The organism is Enterobacter sp. C6 (genome assembly GCF_008122455.1).
GTDB lineage: Bacteria > Pseudomonadota > Gammaproteobacteria > Enterobacterales > Enterobacteriaceae > Enterobacter > Enterobacter pseudoroggenkampii.
This window is the reverse complement of record NZ_QPFW01000164.1, coordinates 1-16,170: the sequence shown is the minus strand read 5'-3', so window position 1 is coordinate 16,170 and position 16,170 is coordinate 1. Positions and strand designations below refer to the sequence as shown.

15 protein-coding genes are annotated in these 16,170 nt (G+C 55.6%); 4 read left to right on the top strand and 11 right to left on the bottom strand.

The window, feature by feature from the left end; genetic code table 11:
- Window positions 1–318, top strand: a 318-nt coding sequence (gene mpaA / locus DOU50_RS04520) for a murein tripeptide amidase MpaA (RefSeq protein ID WP_148768896.1), incomplete at its 5' end; no start/stop codon positions are given.
- Here the strand turns inward: mpaA and ycjG are convergent.
- A complete protein-coding gene (gene ycjG / locus DOU50_RS04515; protein ID WP_024907155.1) occupies window positions 309–1,274 on the bottom strand; it encodes an L-Ala-D/L-Glu epimerase in 966 nt (321 codons plus the stop codon). The genes mpaA and ycjG overlap by 10 nt on opposite strands.
- A 107-nt stretch (window positions 1,275–1,381) precedes the next feature.
- Here ycjG and tpx point away from each other — a divergent pair, with 107 nt between their 5' ends.
- A complete protein-coding gene (gene tpx, locus DOU50_RS04510) occupies window positions 1,382–1,888 on the top strand; it encodes a thiol peroxidase (RefSeq protein ID WP_023335907.1) in 507 nt (168 codons plus the stop codon).
- A 275-nt stretch (window positions 1,889–2,163) separates the two neighbouring features.
- Window positions 2,164–3,372 carry an aldose 1-epimerase family protein gene (locus DOU50_RS04505; protein WP_024907154.1) on the top strand — a complete coding sequence of 403 codons (1,209 nt, stop codon included), beginning with the start codon at window positions 2,164–2,166 and terminating at the stop codon, window positions 3,370–3,372.
- Window positions 3,373–3,409: 37 nt separating this feature from the next.
- Here the strand turns inward: DOU50_RS04505 and tyrR are convergent, their stop codons facing one another.
- The 3 genes from tyrR to DOU50_RS04490 all read right to left on the bottom strand — a co-directional run bounded on the left by tyrR (window position 3,410) and on the right by DOU50_RS04490 (window position 7,510).
- On the bottom strand, window positions 3,410–4,951 hold the full coding sequence (gene tyrR / locus DOU50_RS04500) for a transcriptional regulator TyrR (protein ID WP_148768895.1): 1,542 nt from the start codon (window positions 4,949–4,951) through the stop codon (window positions 3,410–3,412).
- Between the two features lie 112 nt (window positions 4,952–5,063).
- The gene (locus DOU50_RS04495; RefSeq protein WP_024907153.1) at window positions 5,064–6,116 is read right to left on the bottom strand and encodes a YcjF family protein; all 1,053 of its coding nucleotides are present in this window, start codon (window positions 6,114–6,116) and stop codon (window positions 5,064–5,066) included.
- Window positions 6,113–7,510, bottom strand: a complete 1,398-nt coding sequence (locus tag DOU50_RS04490; RefSeq protein ID WP_024907152.1) for a YcjX family protein — start codon at window positions 7,508–7,510, stop codon at window positions 6,113–6,115. Before DOU50_RS04490 ends, DOU50_RS04495 begins: the two co-directional genes overlap by 4 nt.
- 155 nt (window positions 7,511–7,665) lie before the next feature.
- Here DOU50_RS04490 and DOU50_RS04485 point away from each other — a divergent pair, with 155 nt between their 5' ends.
- Window positions 7,666–8,676 (top strand): LacI family DNA-binding transcriptional regulator, encoded by a 1,011-nt coding sequence (locus tag DOU50_RS04485; protein ID WP_024907151.1) that lies wholly within the window; start codon window positions 7,666–7,668, stop codon window positions 8,674–8,676.
- A gap of 34 nt (window positions 8,677–8,710) precedes the next feature.
- Here the strand turns inward: DOU50_RS04485 and DOU50_RS04480 are convergent, their stop codons facing one another.
- The 7 genes from DOU50_RS04480 to DOU50_RS04450 all read right to left on the bottom strand — a co-directional run.
- Complete coding sequence (locus DOU50_RS04480) at window positions 8,711–9,625, bottom strand: OmpG family monomeric porin (RefSeq protein WP_148768894.1); 915 nt, start codon at window positions 9,623–9,625, stop codon at window positions 8,711–8,713.
- A gap of 66 nt (window positions 9,626–9,691) precedes the next feature.
- Entirely contained in the window at window positions 9,692–10,774 is a 1,083-nt protein-coding gene (locus tag DOU50_RS04475) for an ABC transporter ATP-binding protein (protein WP_048991940.1), read from the bottom strand.
- A 13-nt stretch (window positions 10,775–10,787) separates the two neighbouring features.
- Window positions 10,788–11,453 (bottom strand): beta-phosphoglucomutase, encoded by a 666-nt coding sequence (gene pgmB, locus DOU50_RS04470; RefSeq protein WP_032647535.1) that lies wholly within the window; start codon window positions 11,451–11,453, stop codon window positions 10,788–10,790.
- A complete protein-coding gene (locus DOU50_RS04465) occupies window positions 11,443–13,722 on the bottom strand; it encodes a glycoside hydrolase family 65 protein (RefSeq protein WP_148768893.1) in 2,280 nt (759 codons plus the stop codon). The genes pgmB and DOU50_RS04465 overlap by 11 nt, the downstream gene beginning before the upstream one ends.
- Window positions 13,716–14,774: a Gfo/Idh/MocA family protein gene (locus DOU50_RS04460; RefSeq protein WP_148768892.1), complete on the bottom strand. Its 1,059-nt coding sequence runs from the start codon at window positions 14,772–14,774 to the stop codon at window positions 13,716–13,718. The genes DOU50_RS04465 and DOU50_RS04460 overlap by 7 nt, the downstream gene beginning before the upstream one ends.
- 11 nt (window positions 14,775–14,785) lie before the next feature.
- The gene (locus DOU50_RS04455) at window positions 14,786–15,574 is read right to left on the bottom strand and encodes a sugar phosphate isomerase/epimerase family protein (protein ID WP_090416713.1); all 789 of its coding nucleotides are present in this window, start codon (window positions 15,572–15,574) and stop codon (window positions 14,786–14,788) included.
- A gap of 17 nt (window positions 15,575–15,591) precedes the next feature.
- The coding region (locus tag DOU50_RS04450) for a zinc-dependent alcohol dehydrogenase (protein ID WP_148768891.1) at window positions 15,592–16,170 on the bottom strand (579 nt) is incomplete at its 5' end.

Here is a 16,170-nt window from a genome sequence, read left to right as displayed (position 1 = left end):
GGCTCGGAGCCAGAAACGCAGGCGCTGTGCCAGCTTATCCATAAGATCCACCCCGCCTGGGTTGTCTCCTTCCACGATCCGCTGGCCTGCATTGAAGATCCGCGTCACTCCGACCTGGGCGCGTGGCTGGCACAGGCTTTCGCCCTGCCGCTCGTCACCAGCGTGGGGTATGAAACACCCGGATCATTCGGAAGCTGGTGCGCCGATTTGAGCCTGCCCTGCATCACCGCTGAATTCCCGCCGATATCCTCCGACGAAGCCAGCGAAATTTACCTAAAAGCGATGATGGAGCTTCTGCGCTGGCAGCCTCAGAGATGAAGCACGCCGCTGGTAAATTTAAGGGCCGGTGAAACGTCAACCGCCAGCCACGTCGGGCCATCCAGATCGGCGAAACGAACCTGGTTGACCAGCGGCAGCGCCGCGCCGATCGCCCGGGAGGTGCAAAGCATGCATCCCAGCATCAGGGCGAACCCCTGCGCCCGGGCTTCCGCTGCCAGGGCCAGGGCTTCTGTCAGTCCGCCTGCCTTGTCGAGCTTGATATTGACCATCTCATAGCAGCCCTTAAGCTCGCTCAAATTTTCGCGGGTGTGGCAGCTTTCATCTGCGCACACGGGCAACGGATGGATAAAATTCTTCAGAGCTGCATCCTCTTTTACCGGCAGAGGCTGCTCCAGCATCGCTACGCCCAGATCGGCCAGCAGCTGGCATCGCGCGGCCAGCCCCTCGGGATGCCACGACTCGTTGGCGTCAACAATCAGCGTGGCTGAGGGTACCGCCGAGCGAATAGCGACCATCCGCTCGCTGATCAGACGATCGTCGAGCTTCACTTTTAACAGCGTGGCCCCGGCGTCATAGAGCGCTTTTGCGCTGGCGGCCATTTGCTCCGGCTCACCAATCACGACCGTCTGCGCCGTCACGACGGTCTCCGGCACGACCACACTCAGCAAGGACGTCAACGATTTTTGCTGCTTAGCGGCTTCAAGGCTCCAGAGCGCACAGTCGATGGCGTTGCGCGCCGCCCCGGCGGGTAAACGCTGCTGTAACGCCTCGCGCGTGAGCCCTTTTTGCAGGTCAGGCACCAGGGTCATGATCTGCGCCATCACCGACGCAGGACTTTCTCCGTAGCGCGGGTAAGGCGTACATTCCCCGACGCCTTTCATACCCTCTTCTTCGATTTCAACTACGACCACGCTGGCTTCACTTCGGCTGCCGCGGGAGATCACAAACGGGGTATGCAATGGCCAGGCTTCTTCATAGACCTTAACGCTTCTCATCACTGACTCCTTGCGGCCCGGTAAGGCGAAAAATTTGGTTTGCCGTGTTATCCGCTGATGGCATACACTAGCCCCGACGTTAACTATATGTAAACAGGAAGATATCTATGTCACAACTCGTTCATTTCCAGGGCAACCCGGTTGCTGTAGCAGGTTCCATTCCGCAGGCTGGCAGCAAAGCGCAGGCTTTTACTCTGGTGGCTAAAGATCTGTCTGACGTCACACTGGCTCAGTTTGCGGGCAAACGCAAAGTACTGAACATTTTCCCAAGCATTGATACCGGCGTTTGTGCCGCATCCGTGCGTAAATTCAACCAGCTGGCGACTGAAATGGACAACACCGTTGTGCTGTGCATTTCCGCTGACCTGCCGTTTGCCCAGTCCCGTTTCTGCGGTGCCGAAGGCCTGAGCAACGTTATTACCCTCTCCACCCTGCGCAGCGCAGATTTCCTCGAGAAATATGGCGTCAGCATTGCTGAAGGCCCATTGAAGGGTCTGGCAGCACGTGCTGTACTGGTTCTGGATGAAAACGACACCGTCGTCTTCAGCGAACTGGTTAACGAAATCACCACCGAGCCGGACTACACTGCCGCGCTGGACGTGCTGAAAGCATAATAAGTCCTTAGCATTCTATACAACTTATTCTCAACCTCGCTACGGCGGGGTTTTTTATTACTTCAGAGCTGAATCGTTAAAGCTTAAATGCTCGTAAGTCACATTAATCATGCAATAACTTAGGCAATATGTAACATGAGCGTGATCAATAACGCATAATAATCGTTAAAATTCCCTATTTTCATCCCCAGTGAAGCACATCACATTTCCCTTTTTGTCTAAACATTAGATTTGCTTACGAAAGAAAATAATCGTTTCAGCAAAAAGGATAATATATGAAGATTAAATTCGCTTTTACGCTCCTTGCGGTCCTGATTTCTGGTCATGCTGCGGCTAAAACCTGGGTGCTGACAAGCGCTGAAAGCAGCGTAGAGAAAGGAAACTGGAAGATTTCCAGTGACGAGCTGAAAGTTAAGGATCAAACGTTCAGCATTGAGCAAAAAGTCTTACATGGCGGCAAGCAGGAAGGCAGCAAAGTCATCATTATTAGCAGCAAAGATGGCCTCACCATCACCCTGAGCCCGACCCGCGGGATGAACCTTCTGCACGTAGAAGGCTTTGGCACCAGACTGGGTTGGAATTCCCCCGTCAAAGAGGTCGTTAATCCGGCTTATATCAATCTTGAAAGCCGCAACGGTCTCGGCTGGCTGGATGGTTTCAACGAGATGATGGTGCGCTGTGGCTATGAGTGGACAGGGCACCCGGTCACCGCGGACGGGCAAATTTACACCCTGCATGGCAGAGCCGGTAATACACCGGTATCGCAGGTAGAGGTCGAGGTTGCGGATGCCGCTCCGCATGAGATCCGCGTTCGGGGTTTGATCAAAGAGAGCACGTTTAAAAAAGCGGATCTGCAAACCATGACCGAACTGCGCTACGTCCCCGGAACCAACCAGTTCAGCCTGCATGATGTTCTGACCAACCATGCAGATTACCCTCATGATTACCAAATCATCTATCACAGCAACTTCGGCACGCCAATCCTCGAAGAAGGCGCCCGATTCCTTGCGCCTGCGGTGAGCGTGAGCCCATTCAATGACTACGCCAAAGCGGGCGTTAACGACTGGCAAACCTACGCCGGGCCGACAAAAGGCTTTGATGAGATGGTCTTTAACATTAAACCGCTCGCAGACAATAACCACGAAACGCTCGCGGCAGTGGTCAATAAAGCCGGAGATAAAGGCGCATCAATCCAGTTTGATACGCGCCAGCTGCCCGTGCTGACCTTATGGAAAAATACCGACACGCTGAAGCAGGGTTATGTCACGGGCATCGAACCGGGTACCAGCTACGCCTACCCCGTGACGATTGAACGCGAGCAGAAGCGGGTTAAGCAGCTGGAGCCAGGCGCCAGCGCGCAGTTCGATCTGACCTATACCCTGCTGCACAGCCCGCAGCAGGTGAAAGACGTCGAAAGCAGGATTGCGTCGATTCAGGGAGAGACAAAAACAGAAATCGTTAACACGCCGATGGCGAAGGAATAAACGTAAAGTAAAAAGCCTCTTTGCAGAGGCTTTTTTGTTATTCGTCACCTTTCTTATGATTCAAACCGTACTCACGCAGCTTATTCGCGATCGCGGTGTGCGAGACGCCAAGACGTTTTGCCAGCTTGCGGGTGCTGGGATAGCTGCGGTACAGCTGCGTCAGCACAGAACGCTCGAAACGGCTGGTGATATCGTCCAGCGACCCTTCCATCGCCTCTTCGCCTACCGATACCGTTCCGGCATCGTAATCCGGCAGCAGGATATCCTGCGGGCGCAGCTCATACCCTTCAAGCTGGGTCAGCGCGCGATATACGGCGTTTTTGAGCTGACGAATGTTGCCCGGCCAGCCGTAGCGCATGAGCACCGTGCCAAGATCGGCAGACAGTTTCGGACGCGGCACCCCCTGCTCGTCGGCAAAGCGGGCGACGAACAGCTCCGTAAGCGGCATGATGTCCTGGGGGCAATCGCGCAGCGGCGGAATATTCAGCGTCAGGACGTTGAGGCGGTAATAGAGATCTTCGCGGAAGATCCCCTTTTGCACCAGTTCAACCAGGTTTTTCTGGGTGGCGCAAATGACGCGCACGTCCACATGCACTTCGTGATCCTCACCGACGCGGCGGAACGTTCCGTCGTTCAGGAAACGCAGCAGCTTAGCCTGCATACGCGGCGACATTTCGCCGATTTCGTCCAGCAGCACCGAGCCGCCGTTAGCCTGCTCGAAGAACCCTTTCTTGCCTTCCGGCGCGTGACCAAACAGCTCGCTTTCAACGGCATCTTCCGGAATAGAGGCGCAGTTAAGTGCCAGATAAGGTTTGGCTGCACGCGGACTCGCCTGATGCACGGCGTGAGCCAGCAGGTCTTTCCCGGTGCCGGTATCCCCGGTAATCAGCAGCGGCGCGGTCAGGCTTGCAAGCTTGCGCGCCTGATCAACCACATGGCGCATTTTCGGGCTGACGGCGATAATCTGGCTGAATGCGCCAACGTCCTGACTGGAGAGGTTTTGCAGCTGGCGACCCATGCGTAACGTCGAGCGCAGCATGATCACTGCCCCGGTCAACACGCGAGTATTCCCTTCCCCTTTCAGATAGACCGGCGTGATCTCCATCAGGAAATTCTGTCCGTTAATCACCACATGCTCGCTAAGCGTGTTCTGCGGATTGCTGTCCAGCCAGCGCTGGAAGTTAAAGCCGGGGATCAGCTGCGCGGCGTTATGATTGCTGAGCTTCTCCTGACTCTGCGCGAACAGCTGGCAGCTCGCGTGGTTAACGCGCTCAACTTTGCTCTTCAAATCCAGGGAGAGGAACGGCTCGGGCATGGCTTCCAGCAGCGCGCTCAGGGCCAGGTGCTCACGCTCAGAGGGCATCCAGGGAATGGTGCGTACATCCGTAACGCCAGCGATACGGCGGATTTCCGCCATCAGGCTGCTGAAGGTATTAAATTCAATTTCGGCAAAATTGAGGTAAATTCGCCCGACAGGATCGATCTCAATGCCACGTAAATCAATGCTACGTAAAACAAGAAGATCGAGTAATTCGCGGGTCAGACCGAGACGGTCTTCACAGAAGACTTCAAGACGCATGGGAAATTCACCGTTTTAAGCCAATAACAGTAAAATGATATGTCAGAACACGGTGATCCGGAAGATGGCTGTCAACAAATATTGACAGCCAGCACGATTAGTGAACAAAACCTCACGGAGTCGGTTTTTTATTGAGCGTCTCTTTGAGCTGGCCGATCAGCTCACGCCTGAAATCCCCCAGCCGGGGCTTATCGCCATCAATCCACGGCAGCGGACGGCAGACCTCCATCGCTTTAATTCCCAAACGCGCCGTTAATAATCCCGCGCCGATACCCTGAGCGGCACGGGCAGAAAGACGCGCCGCCAGATCCTGTGACATCCAGTCCATGCCCACTTCGCGCACCAGCTCACTCGCCCCGGCGAACGCGATATTGAGCAGGACCAGTTTGAACAGTCTGAGCCGACTGTAGTAACCCAGCTCTATGCCGTAAAGGTTCGCAATACGGTTGATCAGGCGCAGGTTACGCCAGGCGATAAAGGCCATATCGACCAGCGCCAGCGGGCTCACGGCAATCATCAGGGTGGATTCCGCCGCAGAGCGGCTGATCTCGCGTCGCGCCTGGGCATCCAGCACCGGCTGAACCATATGGGAGTAGAGCGTCACCACTTCCCGGTCATTCTGGGTTTCATGGATGGCGGCATACCAGCGCTGAAGCGCCGGATGCGACTGATCGATTCCGGCCTGGCTGGCCAGCTTTTCACAGAACGCGCGACCTTTCCCGGTGCCGTGGCTGTGTAGCAGATCCCGCGCTTCATCACGCTCGTGCGCGCGCTGGCGCAAACGCCAGAGCCGACGCCACTCGGTGGCAACCGACCCGATGCCCGCCCCCACAATCAGCGCGCCCGCGGCACATCCGCCCAGCGCGACCCAGTCCTGAGTATGCCAGGCATTCATCGTCCACTGCACGCCCTGCCCAACCACGCTTACGCCAAACAGCGCCAGACCGGCGGTGACCATCTTGCGCCACAGACTGCGTTTTGGACGCAGAGCAGCTTCCACAACCGCCTCCGCCGGTCCTTCTTCGACGCCAGGCTCCTCAGTCAGGGCCGGGGCAAAGTTATCCGCCTGCGTGCCGCTGAACGTCTGCGAGGTTTTGAACGCCTCCTGAGGATCCTTCTCAAGCGTTCCGGTAAAGTCTATGCGCGGTTTTAACGGTTCCGTCATCGCAATTTATCTCCAATCAAAAACTCCAGCGCCGCATCCAGACGGATGTGTGGTAATGGCCTGTCGACGCTCATTGCCTGCGGGCGGAAGGCTTCAAACTGGAAGCCCTGGTTCTGCCAGAAGGCCTGACCCGGCAGCCGCGCAGGCACTTCGCCCGGATACACGGTAAGCGGTTCACCGTCGCTGAGCCGGTTCCCGCGTAATGCCGGTATTTTCTCACCGTTAAGGTCAATCAGCCCGCTTTGCGTCGCCTGCACGGACGCGAGACCAAGGCAATCCATGCCGATCCCTTCGAAGGCGGCGTTTTGCCAGGCGTCCTGCACCAGCTGCTGCAGCAGCGACACCATATTGGCATGCTGGTCGACCGTGACGTGATCGGCCTTCGTGGCCGCAAAGAGCAGTTTATCGATTACCGGTGAGAACAGACGGCGAAACAGCGTCCGCTGCCCGTAGTGAAAACTTTGCATCAGCTGCGTCAGCGCAAGGCGCATATCGTTGAAGGCCTGTGGCCCGCTGTTAAGCGGCTGCAGACAATCCACCAGCACAATCTGGCGGTCAAATCGCAAAAAGTGGTTTTTATAGAATCCCTTGACCACTTTTTCACAGTAGTAATGGTAACGCTCACGCAGCATCCCGGCGTTAGTGTGCTTATCCGCCTGCGCCAGCGTCGACTCGCCCACCCCGTCCACATCCGGCCAGGGGAAGAACTGAAGCGCAGGCGCGCCCGCTAAATCACCCGGCAGAACAAATCGCCCCGGCTGAATGAAGTGTAACCCTTCCTGCTTGCACTGGTGCAAATACGCCGTCCAGGCGTCGGCAATGGCCGCCAGGCGGTTTTCATCGGCCGGCGCAAGCGGGTCCAGACCTTCGCACAGCTGTCGCCATTTGGCCGACCACCCGGCGCGCTGCCCCTGCAACAGGCCCGTCATCTGGCGGGACCAGCTAAGGTAATCCTGCGCCAGCATCGGCAGGTCGAGCAGCCATTCGCCAGGGTAATCGACGATTTCCAGGTACAGCGTGGAGGTATCCTTGAAGTGGCGCATCAGGGATTCATTCGAGCGAAAACGCAGCGCGAGGCGAATTTCACTGACCCCTCGCGTCGGCGTCGGCCAGGTGGGCGGATCGCCATAGAGCTGCGCCAGCCCTTCGTCATAGGTAAAACGTGGAATACCAAAATCCCGCTGTGGGACGCGCTTCACGCCCAGCAGGCGTTCTTCCCGCACCGCGCTAAGCAACGGCAGACGCGCCCCGGCGTGCAGGTTCAGGAGCTGGTTTACCATCGCGGTGATAAACGCCGTCTTACCGCTGCGGCTCAGCCCCGTCACGGCCAGACGCAGATGACGGTCAACGCCACGGTTCACCAGTGAATTGATTTCGTTCTTAAGTCGCTTCATCGCCGTCCTTCGTTGCCTGGAAGCCTTGAATGCATGGCTTCAGAATACAATAAATGGGGGCAGATCGTTGATTATCAATTCTTATTTATTGCTATTGCCGTTTTCTCTCCAGTAAGATGAACGGCATTGCTGTCAGTCCGGAGTGAGTAAGGTGTATGTCACCCACCATCTATGATATCGCACGGGTTGCGGGCGTATCGAAATCAACCGTTTCCCGCGTTCTGAATAAACAAACGAATATTTCTCCCGAAGCACGTGACAAAGTGCTGAAGGCGATTGACGAATTAAATTATCAACCCAACAAACTGGCTCGCGCCCTGACCTCTTCAGGCTTCGATGCCATTATGGTTATTTCGACCCGTTCAACCAAAACCACTGCCGGTAATCCCTTTTTCTCCGATGTCCTTCATGCCATTACGGCTAAAGCGGAAGAAGAAGGGTTTGATGTTATTTTGCAAACCTCAAAAAGCAGCGAAGACGATCTGCTGAAATGTGTAAGTAAAATAAAGCAGAAAATGATCAAAGGGATCATTATGCTGAGTTCACCCGCAAATGAATCCTTTTTCACCACGCTGGATGCATATGGCGTACCGGTAGTAGTTATCGGCAAAGTGGAAGGTGAGTATCAGAATATTTATTCCGTCGACACGGATAATTTTCATGACAGCGCCACGCTGACCGAAACCTTTATAAAAAACGGTCGGCAAAAAATTGCCTGTCTGCATGCGCCGCTTGATTATCATGTTTCGATCGATCGTCTGGCGGGTTATAAAGCCAGTCTGGAAAAGCACCGTATTGCCATTAACCCGGACTGGATCAGGGATGGCGGTTATACCCATGAGAGTGCGCTCGCGGCGGCTCTGGAACTGTTGTCGTCACCCACGCCGCCTGATGCGGTATTTGCGACCGACAGCATGAAGTTGCTCAGCCTCTATCGTGCGGCGGATGAGTTGAATCTGATGATCCCGGAACAGGTGGTGATAGCCGGATACAGCGACCCGATGCTGTCTCTCATTTTAACGCCCGCACCTGGCGGCTTTGATATCCCCACACGAAAACTGGGGGAAGAGAGCTGCGATCTTCTTTTCAGGCGTATTGCCGGTCAGCCCGCCCCGCAAAAAGTGCTGGTTGATACCCACTTTTTGTTGGCTGCTTCCCTTCGCTAAAACCAGGGGCTTAGTGCCCCTGGCGTGTCGTCGGTCAGAACGCGTAGTTTACGCCAACCCCCGCATAGTGGAAGCGGTCGTTTTCACCCTCGTCATGATTTTCCCACTCATAGGCGTATTCCAGCGTCATGGATAAACCGTTGTTGAAGTCATAGGCGTACTGCATACCCAGTCGGTTGAAATTATGCCCTTCACGCTCAGGATCGTCCTGCCAGTCCCAGTTCGTCCAGCGATCAAGTCCCAGTCGAGTGTAAGGCGTTAGGGTCGTCTGGCCCAATGAAATAGGCAGATAGGCGCGAATTTCCTGGGTGGAGAATTCACCGTTATTACGGGTACTGTCCATATTGAAGCCGCGCTCTAAATAGTAATTCACTTTAGCCGCAAAGGTTTCGTTAATGGTCCATGTAAAGCCCGTTTCGGTTTCGACGCGGCTGTCAGCATAGCCGGTTTTTTCCAGATCGTTGGCAAACTGATACATGGCAAACCAGCCGCTAAAGCGCCAGTCATCGGTTAATTTAATGTCCCAGTCAGGCTGAATTTTGTAGCGCTGCATATTCGCGCTGCCGTCTTTGGCACCGTGTTCATCTTTAAAGTGATAACCATAATTTCGGAAACCACCGGTCAGACCGAAAGTAAAATCATCGGTTCCGATAAAGCGATAGCGTAATTCAAATTCAGGACGGTCAAAATAGGTTCCACGGGTCATACTGCTGTAATCAACCGGCCCCTCCTGATACATCGCCAGAGAAATAGTCCACGCATCCCAGGTTGCATTAAACCACACGGAGGGTTCATATAATCCATCTTTATCGTCGGCCTGACCTTCAACGTTTTCTATTTCATACATCGCGCCAATATTAAATTCCCACTGTTTAGCTGTTTCTGATGCTTGTGCGCAGCTAACCCCTGCGCACAGAACGAGCGCAGCACTTCTTAGTAGAGTACCCATTAAATATTCCCTTTATAATTTACAAACAAAAAAACCGGAAATTTGCATTTCCGGCAAACACCTTTCTTATCTAATAGCCGCTTCGGTTTCAGCGTCGAAGAAATGGCACTTACTCATATCGAACTGGATGTCGATATTATCCCCTGCGGCATAATCATTCGCGGCGCCTGCGCGAACCACCAGTTCATGGCCGCCAACGGTGGCGTAGAGCATGAACTCCGCGCCGGTCAGTTCGGCGACGCTGACTTTCGCCGCGATGTTTTCACCGCTGCTCTGCAGAGTGAGAATATCTTCCGGGCGGATGCCAAAGACCACGGCTTTGCGCTGATACCCTGCGGCATTCAGTGAAGCGAGCGTGTCTTCCGGGATCGCCAGACGCAGCGTTTCCGTGACGAAATAGCGGTCATCGATAGCGCCGCGAATGAAGTTCATGGCTGGGGAGCCAATAAACCCTGCGACAAACATGTTCGCCGGTTCGTTGTACACCTGCTTCGGGGCACCGACCTGCTGAATAATGCCGTCTTTTAAGATCACGATGCGGGTTGCCATCGTCATGGCTTCCGTCTGATCGTGGGTCACATAAATCATGGTGGTATTAAGCTTCTGGTGCAGCTTGCTGATTTCAGCCCGCATCTGCACGCGAAGCTTGGCATCGAGATTAGAGAGCGGTTCATCCATCAGGAACACGCCCGCTTCGCGCACGATCGCCCTGCCCAACGCCACGCGCTGACGCTGCCCGCCGGACAGCGCGCCGGGTTTACGCTTGAGGTACTCCCGCAAGCCGAGGATCTGTGCCGCCCAGTGAACGCGCTCTTCGATAACCGCCGGGGCGATTTTCTGCATCTTCAGGCCAAACGCCATGTTGTCGTAGACCGTCATATGCGGATAAAGCGCATAGTTCTGGAACACCATCGCGATATCGCGAGACTTGGCGGGCACGTCGTTCATGCAAACGCCGTCAATGACCAGTTCACCCGCGCTGATCTCCTCCAGACCGGCAATCATACGCAGCGTCGTGGATTTACCGCAGCCCGAAGGCCCGACGAAGACGATGAACTCCTTATCTTCGATTTCGAGATTGAAATCCTTAACCACGTGGACCTGGTTATCATAGATTTTCTGAATGTGTTTCAGAGACAGTTGAGCCATTGTTAATTCCTTATCAATACGTCCGGGATGCCCAAAACTCGGTCAGACATTTCCAGGTCAGTTCCCGCGTTGAATGAAGTTGTAATCCCGCATGGTCCAGGCCAGATCCAATCCCAACCGATAGCATTCCCGCCGCGTTGATCGCCTCAACGCCTGCAGGTGCATCTTCGATACCCATCGCCTCTTCAGGACGCACATTCAGGCCAGCACAGGCGGCGAGGAAGATCTCCGGGTCAGGCTTCGAACAGATAATGAGGGAAGCATCGGCGCAAAAATCAAAAGCGTGCTGAATGCCCAGGGCACGCAATATGCCAGGGGCATTCAGGGAAACGGAGGCGAGCCCAATTTTGACGTTCGCCGCACGGATATCCGCCAGCACGTCGCGAATACCGGGAAGCAGTGAATCTTCCGTCAGTGACGCCAGAGACTGGACATAGAACGCGTTTTTCTTCGTCGCCAGCGCCAGGCACTGCTCATCGCTAAACGTTCCCTCTTTCCCGCCATGCTTCAGGATGCGCTGAAGGGAATCCATGCGGCTAATACCCTTCAGCTGTTCGTTAAACACTTCATCGATGGTGATGCCGATTTCCTCCGCCACTGCACGCCAGGCCAAAAAATGGAGGTGTGCGGTATCGGTGATCACACCGTCCAGATCGAATACAACAGCCTTAAGCGTCATGGTGCACCTCCGTGGTAGCGGTCCCATTCACAGATGCAAGAAAGTCCTTACAGGCACAAACTTTATGCCCCGATACGTGTAGCGTTTTGCCCCACAGCGTCAGCGTGACAGGTGCCGAAGCTTCAATGGTTAAAACCTCGTTTTCGTACGTAAAGCGCAGCGTGGTGTTCCGCCAGCGCAGGGGGAAAGCAAGTCTTCGCCAGTGGGCTGGCACCCTGGGCGCAAGGTGCAGCTCCCCTTCCACTATCTGCATGCCGGCAAAGCCCTGAATGACGCCGGACCAGATAGCACCCGTGGCCGCGGCATGAATGCCGTCGCCGCTGCTGTGCGGATCGTCGCCCAGATCGATAGCCACGCCGGCGCGCCAGAAGGCGTAGGCCCCTTCCGTATCGCCACAGCGGGCGGTCACAATGCCGTGGATGGCCTTGCTCAGCGAAGAGTCATGGATTGTGCGGGGTTCGTAGAACGCCAGATTGGCGGCACACTGCTGCGGGGTAAACCGCTCCGGTAGTAGATAATTAAGCATCACCACATCGGCCTGCTTAAGAATCTGCATCTCGTTCACTTCCGCGCGGGAATAATCGAGCAGAATGGTCTGCTTACCCGCTTTGGCTTTGTAGCGGCTCAGATCGATGGCAGGTTTTGCCATGAAGGTATCATCCTGGGGGAGCACACCGTCCGCGTCAGCCTCTGGTAGCCATAAGCTCGCCAGGAACCGTGAGGCATTCTGCGTAAAACCTTCATCCTCGCGCCCAAACATCGCCATAAACTGGCGAGCGCAGGCGACGTTGTGCCAGGCCAGATAGTTGGTATAAGCGTTGTTGTTCACATGCTCGGTGTATTCGTCCGGTCCGATGACGTCATGGATTTCGAGACGACCATTGATTTCCGTTGCGCGGCCCATCCAGAACGCAGCGGTTTCCATCAGCAGCGTCAGACCTTCATTCCGCATAAAGGCATCATCGTGTGTCGCCTGCCAGTAAGCGACGACGGCCCAGGCAATGTCCGCCACGATGTGGTGTTCCGCCAGCGCGGAGGCCACCTTCTGGCGCGTGCCGGTTCGGATGTTGATAGCCGCGAACTCCGGCGTCTCCTCTTTGCCGCTCGCGGCGCTCTCCCATGGGAACAGCGCGCCTGGCCAGCCGTTGCGACGGGCTTTTTCCCGCGCCCCGGCCAGGTTCAGCCAACGATAGCGCAACAGGCTGCGGGCGGTTCGGGGCCGCGTGAAGAGATGGAAAGGCAGCAGGAAAATTTCGGTATCCCAGAAGACGTGGCCTTTATACCCCTCGCCCGTCAGCCCTTTGGCGGCGATACTGCTTCGCTCATCATGGGCAGGTGTCATGGTCGTCAAATGCCAGACGGCGTAATCCAGCGCCATCTGATCCTGATACTCCGTAGAGTCCACTTCCACCCGAGCGTCACGCCAGACCTCTTCCCAGGCATACGATGAGCTCTCAAGCAACGCGTCGTAGCCTCTTGCCGCACAGACCTTAAGATCGGCCAGCACGTTGCGAGCGAAAGAGGCCTGCGACAGTGCTTTATCACTGCGATGCGTCACCCAGACGATCTTTTCTAACGTGACAGTGTCACCCTTCGCAATCGTCAGCGAATGATGAACGCTGAGACGACGATTTTTGGCGGTGAAGCAGCTGTCGCTCTTCGCAGAGAGCTGACAAAACGCCGAAACAACAACTTCTGACGCACGGTCCTGCGTTTCATACACGCCCTGCATGTATTGCTGGTCAAACACTCTGACCGACATTTCATCCAAATGCTGTCTGCCGCTGTTCGTTTGCGTTGCATCAATGCCGGTTTTCAGCACGGCCTGCGTGACATCATCAAGCGGTGTGATCGAAAGCTGCATGGCCACAAGCGGCAGCTGATCCAGAGAGACAAAACGACGACTCTCCAGGCGATAGCGCTTTCCGTTGGGGGAGCGCCAGACGACGCGGCGATGAAGTTCGCCGTTGGCAAACGCCAGCTCGCGCTGCCACTCGAGAATTTCGCCTGACAGGAGCGTGAAATTGACGCCATCCAGCTCAACATCAATACCGGTGATATCCGGCAGATTGATCAGCTCAGTGGTCTCGTTACGACCCGCCTGATGATAGAGACCCGCAAGATACATGCCTCGGGTTTGCTGGGTGTAATCTTCTTCATGCGCAGCGCGGATCCCCATGTAGCCATTACCGCAGGCCATGATGGAGGCGTATTTATTCAGGCTGTGTGGACAAAAGCCCGGGTCGGTTAATACAGACACGTTTAGCATAAGGTCACGCTTTCCCCTGTTTCTGCTGATTCATACAGCGCGGCGACAAGCTGCTGGATAACCAGCCCCTGCTCCGCATCAGCTATCGTAACGGGCTCTCCCAGCACATGCCGTACGAAGGCATCCATACTGCGCATATGACGCTGGTCGTCAGCTTCTTCACGCTGCGTGAGGGTGACTAAAACACCGCCTTCATCGTTGTAGATGTGCGCCGGGAACAGCGTAGCGCCCGCCTTTTCACCGCAGAATGCGACGTTCATGATCGATTGCTCACGGATATTGAGCGCAAACGACGTGTCGAGGCGCAGAATGCCACCGTTGCAGAACTCAATCGTGCCAAACAGGGCGTCCTCAACGGTAAACTGCGTGGGATCCCACTCGCCAAACTGGCCGCTGCTTTTACGGTTTCCCAGCTTCTGGAAGCCGTGTGCCGTCACCTTTTTTACCGCCGGGAACCCCAACACGTACATTGCGGCATCGAGCATATGGATACCGATATCAATCAGAGGCCCACCGCCCTGTAGCGCTTTGTTGGTAAAGACGCCCCAGCCTGGAACCCCGCAGCGGCGTAGCGCCTGGGCCGTGGTGTAATAAATTTCCCCCAACGCCCCCTTCATCACAGCCTCGCGAAGCAACTGCGTATCGAGAGCAAAACGATGGTGAAAATCATACGCCAGCACTTTCCCCGCCTTGCGCGCGGCCATGCGCATCCTATCGGCCTCCTGCGGCGTCATAGCAGGTGGTTTTTCACACATCACGTGGCATCCCGCTTCCAGCGCGGCCATGACGTGCTCGAAATGGAACCGGTTAGGCGAACAGACGCTCACCGCATCCGGCTTAACCGCCTCGAGCATCTCTCGCGTATCCTGCCACACCGAGGGAATACCATGACGCTTCGCAAACGCCCGAGCCTGTTCAGGATGGCTGTCCATGACAGCCACCATCTGAACATCACTGCGCGTGGCGTAATACGAGGCATGCACTTTGTCCGCGACCTGCCCGGCGCCAATGATGGCGACGCGCAGAGGCGAAGGTGTAGAAGCACTCATCACGCTCGTCATCCTTAGCATTCACGCAAATAAGTGAGGGAGTCCTGATAAGCCTGCGCCGGATCCTCGGCGCGGACACGGCACTCATACACCACGTAACCCTGGTAATTATCCGCACGCAGCTGATCGAACAGGCTGGCAAAATCGAGGCTACCGCTGCCCGGCTGATAGCGGTGATTATCTGCGATGTGCACATGGCCCAGCAGATCGCGGTGCTGATGCAGCGCATCCGTCAGCGAGTCTTCTTCGATGTTCATATGATAGAAATCGCCGATGATCTGCACGTGCTTCAGACCGTTTTCTTCGATATAGCGACGCGCATCAGCAAGGGTGTTGATCATATGATCCTGATAGCGGTTCAGCGGCTCCAGGTAGATGGTCGTCCCGGTGCGCGCCGCGACCTCATCCAGCCAGCGCAAGGAGGCGCTTACCGCGTTGCGGTCTCCTTCCAGGCTGCGTGGGGAGGTCATTGGCGGGAGGCGGAAGGTAAACATTCCCCAGGCAGCAGGCACGATAATGCCCTTGCCACCTACCTCAGCCAGCGCTTCCAGAATGCGTTCAATCTGCTTTAACCCGTTCAGACGACGTTCTTCGATGAAGTCGCCAATCCAGCCATCGTATCCACCGCAGGCCGTCGTCACCGGCAGACCGGTGGCTTTGATGGCCGCTTTTACCTCGGCGAGGTTTTCTACCAGCAGTCGGCCATCAATTTCATAGCCATCAAAACCCATCGCTTTGATGTACTCGAATTTTTCCATGATATTGGTCGGGAAAAAGGCCTGGTTTTGCGTTGCGATTTTCATGATGTGCTCTCCTTAGCTTAAAAAGTGACGCCCATTTTGATACTGAGTTCCGGGTGCTGATCGACATACGTCATGTAGCTTTCCGGGCTGGTGGTGAAGGTCACGACCGGGTCGATCAGATCCTCACAATTCAGATAGCCGTTCATCAGCAGTTCCCAGCATGTCTCTTCAATACGTTTACGGCTCCAGCGCGGGTAGTCCGGGTTGGGTTCGCTGCAGGCGCGGGAGAAGACAATCTTCGCGTTGTTGAAATGCGCTTCGCGGCCAAGGTTAAAGCCTTCCGCGAACGGTTTTGCGAAGGCTACGTAGGAGATGGTGCCGCCATAGGCAAGTCCGCGCAGCGCGGACTGCAGTGCATCTGCATAGCCGCTGGTTTCGATGATCACGTCCGCGCCCTGCTTCCCGGTCAGCTTTTTAATTTCCAGACCGACATCAGTGCCGATTGGGTTCAGACAGTGGTCGGCCCCATGACGACGGGCGATCTCGCAGCGGTGTTCAATAGGGTCGACACCGATAACGACGGACGCCCCGGCTTTTTTGGCCAACTGGACAGCAATCTGCCCAATCGCCCCCAGCCCCACCACGACTACAAAATC

What these genes read in the sequence shown, in the direction of transcription:
- ycjG (WP_024907155.1), bottom strand. Translation starts at nt 1,274, where the DNA reads ATGAGAAGCGTTAAGGTCTATGAAGAAGCCTGGCCATTGCATACCCCG.
- tpx (WP_023335907.1), top strand. Translation starts at nt 1,382, where the DNA reads ATGTCACAACTCGTTCATTTCCAGGGCAACCCGGTTGCTGTAGCAGGT.
- DOU50_RS04505 (WP_024907154.1), top strand. Translation starts at nt 2,164, where the DNA reads ATGAAGATTAAATTCGCTTTTACGCTCCTTGCGGTCCTGATTTCTGGT.
- tyrR (WP_148768895.1), bottom strand. Translation starts at nt 4,951, where the DNA reads ATGCGTCTTGAAGTCTTCTGTGAAGACCGTCTCGGTCTGACCCGCGAA.
- DOU50_RS04495 (WP_024907153.1), bottom strand. Translation starts at nt 6,116, where the DNA reads ATGACGGAACCGTTAAAACCGCGCATAGACTTTACCGGAACGCTTGAG.
- DOU50_RS04490 (WP_024907152.1), bottom strand. Translation starts at nt 7,510, where the DNA reads ATGAAGCGACTTAAGAACGAAATCAATTCACTGGTGAACCGTGGCGTT.
- DOU50_RS04485 (WP_024907151.1), top strand. Translation starts at nt 7,666, where the DNA reads ATGTCACCCACCATCTATGATATCGCACGGGTTGCGGGCGTATCGAAA.
- DOU50_RS04480 (WP_148768894.1), bottom strand. Translation starts at nt 9,625, where the DNA reads ATGGGTACTCTACTAAGAAGTGCTGCGCTCGTTCTGTGCGCAGGGGTT.
- DOU50_RS04475 (WP_048991940.1), bottom strand. Translation starts at nt 10,774, where the DNA reads ATGGCTCAACTGTCTCTGAAACACATTCAGAAAATCTATGATAACCAG.
- pgmB (WP_032647535.1), bottom strand. Translation starts at nt 11,453, where the DNA reads ATGACGCTTAAGGCTGTTGTATTCGATCTGGACGGTGTGATCACCGAT.
- DOU50_RS04465 (WP_148768893.1), bottom strand. Translation starts at nt 13,722, where the DNA reads ATGCTAAACGTGTCTGTATTAACCGACCCGGGCTTTTGTCCACACAGC.
- DOU50_RS04455 (WP_090416713.1), bottom strand. Translation starts at nt 15,574, where the DNA reads ATGAAAATCGCAACGCAAAACCAGGCCTTTTTCCCGACCAATATCATG.